The organism is Brucella rhizosphaerae (assembly GCF_002252475.1).
GTDB lineage: Bacteria > Pseudomonadota > Alphaproteobacteria > Rhizobiales > Rhizobiaceae > Brucella > Brucella rhizosphaerae.
On record NZ_NNRK01000022.1, the window covers coordinates 74,242 to 87,190 of the forward strand.

Consider the following 12,949-nt stretch of genomic DNA (forward strand, 5'->3'; position numbering starts at 1 on the left):
CAGCCTTTTAAATTTCAGAGCGTCCTTTTGTGCACTTGCGGGCGCACGGCGCTCTAAGGGTGTTCCTGTTTTTGTTCAGCCTTTTATCGACAACCAATGCGTGGCGTGCGAATTCATCAGATTGTCGTCGTAGCCTTTGACTTTGTCGGCAACCAATGCGGTTGATGAATAATAGAGCAGGGGTATAGAAGCGCCGCCTTTAAGCAATATCTTCTCAGCATCGGCGAGAATTTTTGCCCGTTCTCCGATGTCCGGCGTGATGGCTGATTTCATCATCAGCGCGTCATAGTCCTTGTTCGACCATTGTGCGTAATTGAAGTAGCTGTTGCTCGTAAAGAGCGAGAGGAATGAGTTCGGATCATTGTAATCCCCAACCCAACCATCGCGTGCTATGTCGAACATGCCTTTCTGCTCAAGATAATTGAAATAGGTCGTACCATCGGCTTCATCGAGCGTAGCGCTGATGCCAATATCTTTGAGCATGTCGGCAATCGCCGCCATCGTATTCTTATGGTTTTCTGATGTGCTGTATTTCAGAACCACCGAAAGGCTTCCGGGAGCAACGCCTGCTTCTTCAAGAAGCTTCTTTGCCTCGTCCTGTCGATCCAGAATATCCAGTTTGGCGTAATCTAACTGCGGCGCGTCTTTCACGTAATCATTGATGCCGGGCGGTACCATTGAACCAGCGGGCAGCATTGTTCCACGCCATACTTCCTGGGACAGAAAATCGCGATCAATCGTCATGCCAATAGCTTGCCTGACACGTGAGTCACGCAATTTACTGGAAGGCTCACCTTTGATGTCGATATAATAAACACCGAGCAAAGGCGCCTGACGGAAGGTTTTGCCGAAGTTCTTCTTCACATAATCCATCTGCTCAGCGGCCACATCGGAGCAGATATCCACTTCTTTCGCCTCGAACCGGCGCATGCAGCTGGAACGATCCTGAAACGGCATCCAGTTCACCTGATCGATCTGAACATTCCGAGCATCCCAGTAGCAGGGATTTTTCTTCATGACGATCTTATCGTTGGGATTGAAGCTAATAAGCTCATAAGCGCCATTGCTGATCATGTGACCCGGCTGGCTAAACTTCGATCCGAATTCCTTTACGGCCTTGGGATTGACTGGAAAACCAGTGTTATGGGTCAGCAGTTCAATGAAATATGGAGTAGGGGCGTTCAGGGCAATCTGAAGCGTCTTTTCATCCAAAGCCTTCACGCCCAACTGATCGACGAACATGTGACCGGTCGCGACTTGTTCCGCATTTTTGATCGCATAAAAGACGCTGGCATAGCCAGCTGCAGTTTTTGGGTCCATCAGGCGGCGAAAGGAGAACTCGAAGTCACCGGCCGTTACAGGATCACCATTGGACCACTTGGCATCTTCACGCATATGAAATGTGTAGGTGAGACCATCGGGCGAAATTTCCCATGAGGTGGCGGCACCCGGCACTGCTTTGCCTTTGCTGTCCTGAGCAACCAGCCCTTCGTACAGATCCTTTAAAACGCGGTCTTCCTGAACTGTGGTGGTTAGTTGTTGATCCAACGTCGATGGATCCATGTCATTTCCACGATTAAGTACGATTGCAGCTGACGAAGCGCTGCTGAGCGAAACCAGACAAACGCCTGCCAATAAAATTCCGCGAACCATCGAGAACTCCCATAAAATCTTAAAAATATCTGTCCCATAAAAAAGGACCCTCCGACCCTCCCGAGGCCGAAAGAAAAAGGGGCTGCGCCGTAAGACGCAGCCCGAACTGAAAATTTATTGCTTGAACGAAAGCCAACGGGTCTTGTGGCTGTCCATAAGATTGTCGTTCCAGCCGTCGATCTTGTCGGAAACAAGAGCCCGCGAGGAATAATAAAGGACCGGAATATTGCTCATATCATCGAGCTTGAGTTGCTCCGCTTCAGCCAGAACTTTGGCACGAGCATCGAGATCGAGAATTTTCTCAGCCTCAGCCATCTTCGCATCATATTCCGGGTTTTTCACCTTGGAATAGTTGAAGCTGACATCGCTCTGGCTGATGTAAAGGAAGTTCTGCGGATCGTTGTAATCACCGATCCAGCCAGCGCGTGCGATATCAAACGGGCCATCTTCACGCAGGAAGTTGAAGTAAGTAGCGCCTTCAATTTCGTTGAGCGATGCCTTCACGCCGATATTGCCGAGCTGGTCAGCAATCGCAGCCATTGTATTCTTGTTGTTTTCAGATGTGTTGTAGAGGAGCTCGATTGACAGCGTGTTCGGTTCAACGCCTGCCTCTTTCAGAAGCTCCTTGGCCTTGTCTTCACGATCAAGCATATCGTCGGAATAGTCGAGCTTTGGCGCATCCTTGACGTAATGATTGATACCGGGAGGTACCATCGAATAGCCCGGCAACATCGTTCCCTGCCAAACCTGACTGGCAATGAAATCACGATCGATTGCCATGGAAAGAGCCTGCCTAACGCGTGGATCTTTCAGCTTGCTATCCGCAGTCTTGCCCTTAACCGGCAGATAGTAGACGCCAAGATAAGGCGCCATATGGAATTCGTTAGCAAGATTCTTCTTCACATAATCCATCTGTTCGGCCGGAACGTCAGAGCAAATCTGAACTTCCTTGGCCTCGAAACGGCGCATGCAACTTGCACGGTCTTCAAACGGAATCCAGTTGAGCGTATCGATCTTGACCTGATCCGCTTCGTAATAATTGGGGTTCTTCTTCATGACGATCTTGTCGTTCGGCGTGAAGCTGACCAGCTCGTAAGCGCCGTTCGTCACCATTTTCCCCGGTGTCGTGAACTTGTCGCCATTTTCTTCAACGCTCTTCTGATGCAGCGGGAAACCCGTCTGGTGTGTCAGAAGCTCAAGGAAGTAAGGAGCAGGGGAGCTCAGCGTCACCTTCAGCGTGTGATCGTCAACCGCTTCGACGCCTAGTTCTTCAACCGGCTTTTTGCCACCTGCAACATCTTCAGCATTCTTGATAACAAACAGCATGCTGGCGTAGCCCGCAGCGGTCTTCGGGTCCATCAGACGACGGAAAGCGAACTGGAAATCGCCAGCTGTGACCGGATCTCCATTCGACCACTTGGCATTATCGCGTAAGTGGAAGGTGTAAGAAGTGCCATCTTCGGAAATATCCCACGACTTCGCCACACCCGGGACTGCTTCGCCATCTGCGTTCTGGATAGTCAGGCCATCGTAAAGATCACGAAGAACATTGCTTTCGGAAACAGTGGACGTGCGATGATGGTCAAGGGTTGCCGGATCGGTATCATTGCCACGATTGAGAACAGTCTCAGCCGATGCCGCTCCCATCAACGCCAGAAGACACACGCTTGTCAGTAAAGTTTTGCGAAACACGAAGAACCCCTCCTTGGTAATTTTTGAAATGGCGTGCATCTTATGGATAAGATTGGCTGTTGCAAGAGAACTTCTTAACATGCTGAATCATCTGATATTTTTAGGACGACAACGCTAATTTAGAACGAGAAAATCTGGTACGCAGTGGCCACTACAAAGCGAATTTATGCATGATGTCAGCGGCTGAATAATCATGAAAACTCCTTATTTTGCAGCACTTTTTGCACTGCCGTTGTCAGCAGTTGCATTCAATTTTGAACATACGATTCGCCTGGATTGTCACCAGTAAATTCAGGTCCGGGAAAACACCCATCGCAAGCCGAGTTTCACAGTCCATCAAAGCATCATATTGAAACTGCGGGAAATAGTTCACCCCAAGCAAATGCTGGCATTTTACAAGCCATTTATAAGCCACGCTAGTTCCATAACATACCTTATGCGATTAGAACTTACGGCTGGGGTGGGTTCTATATTAAAGTGCAACATGCCAATGAATTCATGAGCCTAAGACAGCCAAAATTACTCGGCAGTCCAACCACGATCCCATTCGGGTTCCTCGCGAAAACTATCTACGAGATAGTCGACGAGTGCGCGGACTTTGATAGCAAGATGCCGGGCTGGCGGATAAACCGCATAAATGCCCAGCGGCCTGTCTTCAAACTTAGCAAGCAACTGTTGCACCCGACCATCACGAATAGATGGGCCGGCGATGAAGGTCGGCACGTGCGCAACACCCAATCCGGCGGAAGCGGCTTGCAGACAGGCTTCACCATTAGAAAACTGTAGCCGACCAGTAATGCTGACAGGCTGGGTTTCCCCATCTGATGTCGTCAAAAAGCGCCAGACGAATGGTTCACGGAAATTCGTATCGACTATGCAACTATGCGCCGACAAATCACGAGGATGCTCAGGAGCGCCCTGCTCCTGAATATAAGCCGGTGCGGCTACCAGCACGACGCGCGCATCGCACAATCGCCTTGCTATGAGAGTACTGTCGAGCGGCTTACCTATCCTGACGCCAATATCAAAACCCTCGTCGACCAGATTAACGATGCGGTCGGAAAAACTGACATCAATCTGTATATCAGGAAATGTTTTGGCAAACTCAATTAGCACAGGCGTCAGCTGTAGCGTGCCAAATGACATGGGTGCAGTCAGCCTTATTCGTCCGGTAGGTGCGCCAGAAGCATTGCGCACGGACGCATCCAATGCATCAAAATCCTGCAACAAGCCCTTGATACGCTCATAATATGCATAGCCCACTTCGGTCGGAGATAACGCTCTGGTGGTCCGCTTTATTAGTTGAACGCCCAAAGCGGTCTCGAGCTTGGATATGAGCTTGGAGGCCTGCCCGCTGCTTGTGCCGAGGCGCTGAGCCGCCGCAGAAAAACTGCCGGTATCGAGTACCGCGACGAACATCCGCTCACTATCAAGCCGATCCATTGACTGTTTCCATTTTGGCTACTTTCTGCGTCTTCTAGCAAAAAAATAGCCAATTTTGGAAATTATTGTAGATGCGTTTGCTAATCGACTGCATTCAGATTTGTACGGGTGCCAATCCGGGCAGATCAGGACCCAGCGGCACAATTCCGGTTGGGTTGAGTGCCTTGATCGAGTAATAGCCCTGCTTGATATGATCGATGTTGACCGTTTCACGAATACCTGGAATTTCCAGTACTCGCGTAAGCCACATGCTCAATGCAGGATAATCGACCAACCGCCGCAGATTGCACTTAAACAGGCCATAATAGGCCGCGTCGAAGCGCACCAGTGTTACAAACAACCTGATATCCGTTTCCGTGAAACTATCACCGAACAAGAACGGTCCCTGGCCCGCAAGCCCGTATTCCAGCTCGTCCAGCATACCGAATACATCCCGGAATGCTTCATCATAAGCTATCTGCGTTGTTGCAAAACCGGCTCGATAGACGCCGTTATTGAGGCGCGGATAAATACGCTCGTTCAAGGCATTGATCTCAGTATGCAACTGTTCTGGATAAAGATCGATATCAGTGCGTGCGAGACTGCCGAAACCCGAATTGAGGATACGCAGAATATCTGCCGATTCATTATTGACGATGGTCTGCTTATGCTTGTCCCACAACACAGGCACGGTTGCGCGTCCGGTATAATGCGGATCAGCCTTCGTATAGATTTCATGCATGTAAGTCGCGCCGTTGAGAACGTCTCGATCTGAACCGGGATAGTCGCCAAACCGCCAGCCCTGGTTGGTCAGAGCAGGCTCGACAACAGAGACCGTGATAACGTCTTCAAGTCCCTTGAGCTTGCGTGCGATCAACGTGCGCGATGCCCATGGACAGATGAATGCAACATAAAGATGGTAGCGACCAGCTTCGGCCTTGAAACCCGCCTCGCCTGTTGGCCCAGCACTACCGTCTGGAGTGACCCAGTTTCGGAAACCCGAAATCTGGCGCACGAAACCGCCTTGTTCATCCTTGGCGTGGACCGGCTGCCAGTCCTCCATCCATTTTCCATCTACCAGCATGGTACTTTCCTTGAATGCGGGCATCAACACAGAGAGATATGCTCTCCCGCGACAATTCAATAAACGTCTGTTTGTTGCTTATTGGCCGGATGCGGCAGGTTTAACACTATAGGCGCCATTACCAGCCAGTGCCACGACGATAAGTCCCACGATCCAGAATGCTGGAAACTCCCAGCCGCCGTTAGCATTGGTGAAGAAGAAGCCAGCAGCGCCGTGAACCGTTATGATCGCTCCAAGGAGGATCGGAATAAGAGCAACGGCTGCAACACGTGGATAAATGCCGATTATCAGCGCGACGGCACCCAGCACTTCCCAAAAAATGGTGACATAGGCAAACCAACCCGGCAAGCCAAGTGATCCAAAAAATGCGGCAGTGCCCGCAGGTGTGAAGACAAAGATTTTCAGTCCGGCATGGGCGAAAAAGAGAGTGCCCAACGCAAGACGCAGAATGAAGATTGCATAGGGTGCGGTACGATTGTCGATCACGATAAGCCTCGTTTTTAGGAGTAGCGGTTGAGCGTGACCATGCCCAAAAGCCTGTGCAATGATTAGATAGGTGCTCCGAATTGAACTTCTTCCAAAATGGAAGAAATCAAAAATAGGTGCATTTGCGGGCGTTGAACCATCTTGCAGCGACCGCAAGATCGCATTAACAACAGCCTCATTCTTCTGGAGAATTGTTATGGCAGGTGGACGCCAATCTATGCCGCCGCTCAACGCGCTCGTTGTGTTCGACAGTGCTGCGCGGCTTGGCAGCTTTTCGCGTGCAGGCCTCGAACTGGGACTAACCCAGAGCGCGGTCAGTCGTCAGATTGGCAAACTCGAAGCCTTTATCGGCTCGAAACTGTTCAACCGCCTCCCCGTCGGCGTTCAGCTGACCACCATGGGTGAAAGCTACGCCTCCGACATCAGCCGTTTGCTTGGCGACTTGACGGCAGTCACCGATGGCTTGCGCGCATGGACCGGACCTCGACAGATCACAATCGCCTGCTCGCGCGGGATCGCCGATCAATGGTTTCTGTCCCGCGTTGGAATACTCAAAGAGGAAATTCCCGGTATCGAAATCCGGCTTCGCGTGACGGACGACGTCGCACATTTACGCCTGGATGAATTTGACCTCGCACTCTTCTACCGCAAGGAACGCCCTATCGGTGTCAACCTCACGGTACTGGGACGTGAAGAGGTTGTTCCCGTTTCAGCGCCTGGCACAGCCAATATCATGGAGCAGGAAGCGCCTGTTCTACTCTCGATAGAAGACACCATGCGGGAATGGCAAGGGTGGCCGGAATGGTGGCATGATGCCCGCATCTCCCCTCCTCCCGGCGCGCTGGAATGGCGGCTAGGCGACTATGGTCTCTGCGTTGCAGCAGCTACACAGGGAATTGGTATTACATTGGGCTGGACATGGCTCATCAAAGAGCAGCTTGCGGCTGGTACGCTTGTACCTGTCCACGACCACATGATGCGCTCTGATGCCTATTTTTACCTGATGCGGCCTGCCGACCGTCATCAGCGCAAAATAGTACGCGAAGTGTCCGACTGGCTGATAGCCAGCAACGGACCAGACGCGATCACATAAAGATGATGAGGCTTATTCGGCGGGCGCCATCATGGCGCGACGGCGGGCCATCACGCGAAAACGCACATAACCAACAACGGTAAAGACAAGCCACGCAATTTGCGTGATGATGGAACCCAGATTGAAGTTCCACGAAAGTGAATAGATCAGCGCAATACCGCCAAGGATATTAAGCACTGTGATGATGGCATCGTCCACCGTGTAAATGCGTAGCTGAATCAGAGCATAAGCAGAGAGATAAAAGACCGCGCCCAACAAGCCAACGATATCCGGCAAACCCATTTTGATCTCCACGATCAGCAAAAATTCAATCGCAGAAGCTACTTCTTTTGAGGAAGAATAAGCCTCCGCAGATCATTGTGGGTGCTCCTTTATTCCTGTTCGCGTAAAAGCCAAGAGGCACATTTAGCATGGGGGTATGCATAAAAGTCATACCAGAAAAACCGCTTATAACCCTTGAAAATGACGCGATGAGTGGGCTAGTCCAACCCGCAAAATCGAATTAGCTATGCATAAAATACAAGCTAAGACTTCAACAGGGGTAACGCATGACTGAGCACCGAAACGATTTTAATCTCACACGTCGCACGTTCATGACCGGCGCCGCAGGTCTTGGCCTTCTCGCTGTCACGGGCATGAGCGGCTTGATCACCTCGCCCGCCGCCGCAGCGACAGATGGCACGCCAAAGAAAGGCGGAGTGTTGAAGCTCGGCATTGGCGGCGGCAGCACCACCGACAATTTCGATCCGCGTCTTCTGAAGGATTGGGTTCCGGTCAATCAGGCTTACATGCTCATGAACGGTCTCGTTGAAATCGACGCCAACAACAAGGCGGTGCCGGAGTTGTTCGAGAGCTGGGAGCCATCGGCAGACGCCAAGGAATGGACATTCAAAATCCGTCAGGGCGTAACTTTCCACAATGGCAAGACGCTCGACGCCGACGACATCATCTATTCGATCAACCTGCATCGCGGTGAAACTGCGTCGGCTGCGCGTGCACTCGCTGCAGAATTTGCCGACGTGGCCAAAGATGGCGATGACAAGGTCAGGATCACGCTCAAAAGCGGCAATGCCGATCTGCCATACATCCTGTCCGACTACCATTTCCTGGTCGTGCCAAAGGATTGGACTGACTTCAACAAGCCAGTTGGCACCGGACCTTTCGTCTATGAACGCTTCCAGCCAGGCGTGCGCGCACGTTTCAAGCGCAATGAGAGCTACTGGAAGCCGAACACGGCCTGGGTCGATGCAGTTGAAGTCATCGTCATCAATGATGTTTCCGCCCGCACCAATGCCATGATGTCGGGTCAGGTTCACGCCATCAACCAGCTCGACTTTAAGACCGTCGATCTGTTGAAGCGCAATCCGAACCTCAACATCGTTCAGTCGGCAAGCGGCCAGCATTTCTCGTTCCTGATGGATTGCACGCAGGCGCCATTCACTGACAACAATGTCCGTCTGGCAGTCAAATACGCAATCGACCGCGAGCAGCTACTGAAAACCGCTCTGCGTGGTTATGGACGTCTGGGCAACGACAACCCGATTCCAAGCTCGGACCCGTTCTTCAATGCAGAGCTGCCGCAGCGCGCTTATGACCCTGAAAAGGCCAGGTTCCACCTCAAGCAGGCCGGTCTCGAAAAGCTGCCGCTACAGCTCGCAGCTTCCGACGCTGCCTTCACCGGGGCAGTGGATGCCGCTGCAATTTTCCGTACCGCTGCAGCAAAGTCTGGCATTGATCTCAACATCAAGCGCGAACCTGCTGACGGTTACTGGGATAACGTCTGGATGAAGGCACCGTTCTGCATGTCGTATCGCGGTGGCCGTCCGACGGCCGATCTGGCACTGTCAGTTGCCTATGCGTCGACCGCTTCGCAGAACGACACGCATTGGAAGAATGCTGATTTCGACGCCAAACTGCTTGAAGCCCGGGGTATGCTGGATCAGGCCAAGCGTAAGGAAATTTATGCTGACCTGCAGGCCATGATCAGCGATGATGGCGGCGCTTTGATCCCGATGTTTGGCGATTATCTCGATGCTACCTCCAAGAAGCTGAAGGGTGTCACAACCCATCCAATGTTCAACCTTATGGGTGCACGCCTCGCCGAAAAAGTCTGGCTGGAAGCATAATGTTCGTTCTTATCCTCAAGCGTGTAGGGCTAGGTGCCCTCACGCTACTCCTCGTGTCAGTACTGATTTTCGCCGGCACGCAGATCCTTCCCGGTGATGTTGCCTCAGCCATCCTTGGCCAGAATGCCACGCCTGAAGCACTTGCGACATTGCGAGCAAGCCTTGGTCTCGATCAGCCGCTTCTGGTGCGCTATTTCTCATGGCTTGCCGGCTTCGTGACCGGTGATCTTGGTACTTCGCTTGCTAACCAGCAGCCGGTTGCTGATCTCTTATGGCCACGTTTCTGGAACACGATGGCGCTCGCGGCCTTCGCCGCAGTCATCAGCGTTCCAATTGCGATCATTCTTGGCCTCGTCACTGCGGTAAAGCGCGGAGGCCTGTTCGACCGCATCGTCAATATCGTAGCGCTTGCTTTCGTTTCGTTGCCAGAGTACTTCCTCGGCCTGTTGCTGATCCTGTTTCTGTCGATCCGCTTCAACCTGCTGCCAAGCCTGGCCGATACCTATGAAGGCATGACATTCCTTGAATGGGTGCAGGCGACCGCCCTTCCCGCTCTGACGCTGGTTCTCGTCACTGTTGCACAGATGATGCGCATGACACGTACCGCCGTTCTATCGGTCATGGATCAGGCCTATGTCGAAACGGCATACCTCAAAGGCCTTCGCACCAAACGCGTCATAACCAGGCACGCCCTGCCGAATGCGGCGGCTCCAATCGTAAATGTGGTGGCGTTCAACGTCGCTTACCTCATCACCGGTGTGGTGCTTGTCGAAGCTGTCTTCAACTATAACGGCCTTGGCCGCTTCATGGTTGATGCCGTTTCCAAGCGTGATCTTCCGCTCGTGCAGGCTGCGGCACTCGTCTTCGGTGCGGCCTATGTCATTCTCAATATCATCGCCGATGTCGCTGCCATCGCGCTCAATCCGCGCCTGAGGCACCCACGATGACAACAATGAAAAAATCTATTCCCCTGACAGCGTGGGTTGGTCTCGCCATCGTCACCATCTGTCTTTTGATGTTCCTGTTTGGCCCGCTCATCGCACCTTATGGTCAGGAAGAAATCGTCGGCGCACCGTTTGATCCGCCATCGGCACAGTTCTGGTTCGGCCTCGATCAGAATGGCCGGGACATGCTCTCGCGTCTGCTCTTTGGTGCGCAGATGTCCATCGGCGTATCCCTGGCCGCATCGCTCCTGTCGTTTAGCGTGGGCGTGCCACTTGGTTTCCTTGCTGCCATTTTCGGCGGCTGGGTTGATACGATCCTGTCACGCATTGTCGATACCGTCATGTGCATTCCGGTGCTCATTTCGGCGCTCGTCGTCCTGCAGGCACTCGGTTCCTCATTGCCGGTTCTGATCATCACCATCGCATTGCTCGATTCCACCCGCGTATTCCGTTTGGCGCGTATCGTGGCTCAGGGCGTGAATGTGCTGGAATATGCCGAAACCGCACGTCTTCGCGGCGAAGGCCTCGGTTGGCTGATCTGGCGCGAAATTCTGCCAAACACGCTGCCGCCGCTGATCGCGGAATTCGGTCTGCGTTTCTGCTTCACCTTCCTGTTCGTTGCCGGTCTGTCGTTCCTTGGCCTTGGCATTCAGCCGCCATTTGCGGATTGGGGCGGCATGGTGAAGGACAACCAGCAGGCTATTCTCTATGGGCTTTACGCACCGCTGTTCCCTGCGGCGGCCATCGCCATTCTCACTGTTGGCGTCAACCTCGTCGTTGACTGGCTTCTGGCAGGACGCACAACAACGCAGGGAGCTGATCGATGAGTAAGGATATCGTTCTTTCCATCTCCGACCTCGTCGTCAAAGCACCAAATGGCGCAACGCTGGTTGATCATGTCGATGTGATGCTGAAGCGTGGCGAAGTGCTTGGCCTCATTGGCGAGTCCGGTGCTGGCAAATCCACCATCGGTCTGGCCGCAATGGGCTATGGTCGTGGCGGCTGCAAAATCGTTGAAGGCACCATTGTCGTTGACGATATTTCGCTGATGGACGGCACGCGCGAGACCCGTGAAAAGACGCGCGGTGCCCGTATTGCCTATGTCGCACAAAGTGCGGCGGCATCATTTAATCCGGCGCATCGTATTGGCGATCAGATCATGGAAGGACCGCTTTATCACGGCCTCATGAGCAAAGCGGAAGCCAAAGCATGGATGCTCGAACTGTTGCATACATTGCAACTGCCAGACGCTGACACCTTTGGCGATCGCTATCCCCATCAGGTTTCCGGTGGTCAGTTGCAGCGTGCCATGGTTGCCATGGCCATGTCGTGCCGTCCGGATATTCTGGTGCTGGACGAACCGACAACCGCGCTTGACGTGACAACCCAGATCGAAGTGCTTGCACTTCTGCGCAGTCTCATCCAGCGTTACAACACGGCCGCGCTCTACATCACACATGACCTTGCGGTCGTAGCCCAGATCGCCGACCGCATCATGGTTTTGCGTCATGGCAAGATGGTCGAGCTTGGTTCTGCGGAAGAAATTCTCGAAGCACCAAAGCAAGATTATACGCAGCGTCTGGTTTCCGAGCGCGAAGCCAGTATTTCAGGCGAAGGCACCGCACACAAGACCGGCGAAATCCTGCTCGAAGTAAAGAATGCGACTGCTTATTACGGTAAGAAACTCGTCCTAACCGATGTCGGCTGTTACATTCGTCGTGGTGAAACGCTCGCAGTTGTGGGTGAATCCGGCTCGGGCAAATCGACGCTTGCACGCATTATTGCCGGCCTGCCACCCCATTCGAGCGGTATCATCAATCTCGCCGGGCAACGGCTGGAAGCAAACTACAAAAAGCGTAGTCGCGAAGAACTGCGCCGCATTCAGCTCGTATACCAGCTTCCTGACGTGGCGCTGAATCCACGTCAGACCGTTGGCGAAATCATCGGTCGACCGATGAAATTCTATTTCGGTATGAATGAAGATCAGCGCGAGACCGAGGTCAAGCGTCTGCTTGAACTCATTGGTCTGCCAGCAGACTTCGCAGACCGTCTGCCGGGTGCGCTTTCGGGCGGACAAAAGCAACGTGTATGCATCGCTCGTGCGCTTGCAGCAAAACCAGATCTTATCATCTGCGATGAAGTTACCTCAGCGCTCGACCCTCTGGTCGCTGAGGAAATTCTCAGGCTCTTGCGCAAGTTGCAGGACGAGTTGCAGGTGTCATATCTCTTCATCACCCACGACCTTGGTGTCGTACGTCGGCTCGCCGATCGCACCATGGTGATGCAGAAGGGCAAAGTGGTCGAAACCGGCACCACGACGGCAATCTTCGAACCACCTTATGAGCCTTATACGGAGCAGCTCATCACATCCGTTCCGGAGCTGCGCCGCGACTGGCTGGACGACATACTCAAAGCACGTGCTGCCAGTTAAACTACCGATGCGGCGCTA

11 protein-coding genes are annotated in these 12,949 nt (G+C 52.9%); 5 read left to right on the forward strand and 6 right to left on the reverse strand.

The genetic code is table 11. The annotated features are described in order from the left end of the window. Window positions 1-75 precede the first annotated feature (75 nt). The 5 genes from CEV32_RS06015 to CEV32_RS06035 all read right to left on the reverse strand — a co-directional run bounded on the left by CEV32_RS06015 (window position 76) and on the right by CEV32_RS06035 (window position 6,337). Window positions 76-1,653 (reverse strand): peptide ABC transporter substrate-binding protein, encoded by a 1,578-nt coding sequence (locus CEV32_RS06015; protein WP_094575161.1) that lies wholly within the window; start codon window positions 1,651-1,653, stop codon window positions 76-78. Window positions 1,654-1,767: 114 nt separating this feature from the next. Further along, window positions 1,768-3,345, reverse strand: a complete 1,578-nt coding sequence (locus CEV32_RS06020; RefSeq protein WP_094575416.1) for a peptide ABC transporter substrate-binding protein — start codon at window positions 3,343-3,345, stop codon at window positions 1,768-1,770. A 519-nt stretch (window positions 3,346-3,864) separates the two neighbouring features. Beyond that, window positions 3,865-4,788: a LysR family transcriptional regulator gene (locus CEV32_RS06025; protein WP_094575163.1), complete on the reverse strand. Its 924-nt coding sequence runs from the start codon at window positions 4,786-4,788 to the stop codon at window positions 3,865-3,867. 94 nt (window positions 4,789-4,882) lie between these two features. Next, on the reverse strand, window positions 4,883-5,851 hold the full coding sequence (locus CEV32_RS06030) for a glutathione S-transferase family protein (protein ID WP_094575420.1): 969 nt from the start codon (window positions 5,849-5,851) through the stop codon (window positions 4,883-4,885). Window positions 5,852-5,929: 78 nt separating this feature from the next. After that, complete coding sequence (locus CEV32_RS06035) at window positions 5,930-6,337, reverse strand: DoxX family protein (RefSeq protein WP_094575165.1); 408 nt, start codon at window positions 6,335-6,337, stop codon at window positions 5,930-5,932. 196 nt (window positions 6,338-6,533) lie between these two features. Between CEV32_RS06035 and CEV32_RS06040 the strand changes: the two genes are divergently transcribed. Further along, on the forward strand, window positions 6,534-7,430 hold the full coding sequence (locus tag CEV32_RS06040) for a LysR substrate-binding domain-containing protein (RefSeq protein ID WP_094575167.1): 897 nt from the start codon (window positions 6,534-6,536) through the stop codon (window positions 7,428-7,430). A 12-nt stretch (window positions 7,431-7,442) separates the two neighbouring features. Here the strand turns inward: CEV32_RS06040 and CEV32_RS06045 are convergent, their stop codons facing one another. After that, window positions 7,443-7,712 carry a CBU_0592 family membrane protein gene (locus tag CEV32_RS06045; RefSeq protein WP_094575169.1) on the reverse strand — a complete coding sequence of 90 codons (270 nt, stop codon included), beginning with the start codon at window positions 7,710-7,712 and terminating at the stop codon, window positions 7,443-7,445. A 266-nt stretch (window positions 7,713-7,978) separates the two neighbouring features. On the opposite strand from CEV32_RS06045, the gene CEV32_RS06050 reads away from it, so the two are divergent. The 4 genes from CEV32_RS06050 to CEV32_RS06065 are packed head-to-tail and all read left to right on the forward strand — an operon-like array spanning window position 7,979 to window position 12,931. After that, a complete protein-coding gene (locus CEV32_RS06050; protein ID WP_094575171.1) occupies window positions 7,979-9,556 on the forward strand; it encodes an ABC transporter substrate-binding protein in 1,578 nt (525 codons plus the stop codon). After that, window positions 9,556-10,503 (forward strand): ABC transporter permease, encoded by a 948-nt coding sequence (locus CEV32_RS06055; RefSeq protein WP_094575173.1) that lies wholly within the window; start codon window positions 9,556-9,558, stop codon window positions 10,501-10,503. The genes CEV32_RS06050 and CEV32_RS06055 overlap by 1 nt, the downstream gene beginning before the upstream one ends. 5 nt (window positions 10,504-10,508) lie before the next feature. Continuing rightward, the gene (locus tag CEV32_RS06060; RefSeq protein ID WP_208620807.1) at window positions 10,509-11,327 is read left to right on the forward strand and encodes an ABC transporter permease; all 819 of its coding nucleotides are present in this window, start codon (window positions 10,509-10,511) and stop codon (window positions 11,325-11,327) included. After that, complete coding sequence (locus CEV32_RS06065; protein ID WP_094575177.1) at window positions 11,324-12,931, forward strand: ABC transporter ATP-binding protein; 1,608 nt, start codon at window positions 11,324-11,326, stop codon at window positions 12,929-12,931. The genes CEV32_RS06060 and CEV32_RS06065 overlap by 4 nt, the downstream gene beginning before the upstream one ends. The last annotated feature ends 18 nt before the right edge of the window (window positions 12,932-12,949 follow it).

Coding starts and splice junctions, on each gene's coding strand:
- CEV32_RS06015 (WP_094575161.1), bottom strand. CDS start 1,653: ATGGTTCGCGGAATTTTATTGGCAGGCGTTTGTCTGGTTTCGCTCAGC.
- CEV32_RS06025 (WP_094575163.1), bottom strand. CDS start 4,788: ATGGATCGGCTTGATAGTGAGCGGATGTTCGTCGCGGTACTCGATACC.
- CEV32_RS06030 (WP_094575420.1), bottom strand. CDS start 5,851: ATGCTGGTAGATGGAAAATGGATGGAGGACTGGCAGCCGGTCCACGCC.
- CEV32_RS06040 (WP_094575167.1), top strand. CDS start 6,534: ATGGCAGGTGGACGCCAATCTATGCCGCCGCTCAACGCGCTCGTTGTG.
- CEV32_RS06045 (WP_094575169.1), bottom strand. CDS start 7,712: ATGGGTTTGCCGGATATCGTTGGCTTGTTGGGCGCGGTCTTTTATCTC.
- CEV32_RS06050 (WP_094575171.1), top strand. CDS start 7,979: ATGACTGAGCACCGAAACGATTTTAATCTCACACGTCGCACGTTCATG.
- CEV32_RS06055 (WP_094575173.1), top strand. CDS start 9,556: ATGTTCGTTCTTATCCTCAAGCGTGTAGGGCTAGGTGCCCTCACGCTA.
- CEV32_RS06060 (WP_208620807.1), top strand. CDS start 10,509: ATGAAAAAATCTATTCCCCTGACAGCGTGGGTTGGTCTCGCCATCGTC.
- CEV32_RS06065 (WP_094575177.1), top strand. CDS start 11,324: ATGAGTAAGGATATCGTTCTTTCCATCTCCGACCTCGTCGTCAAAGCA.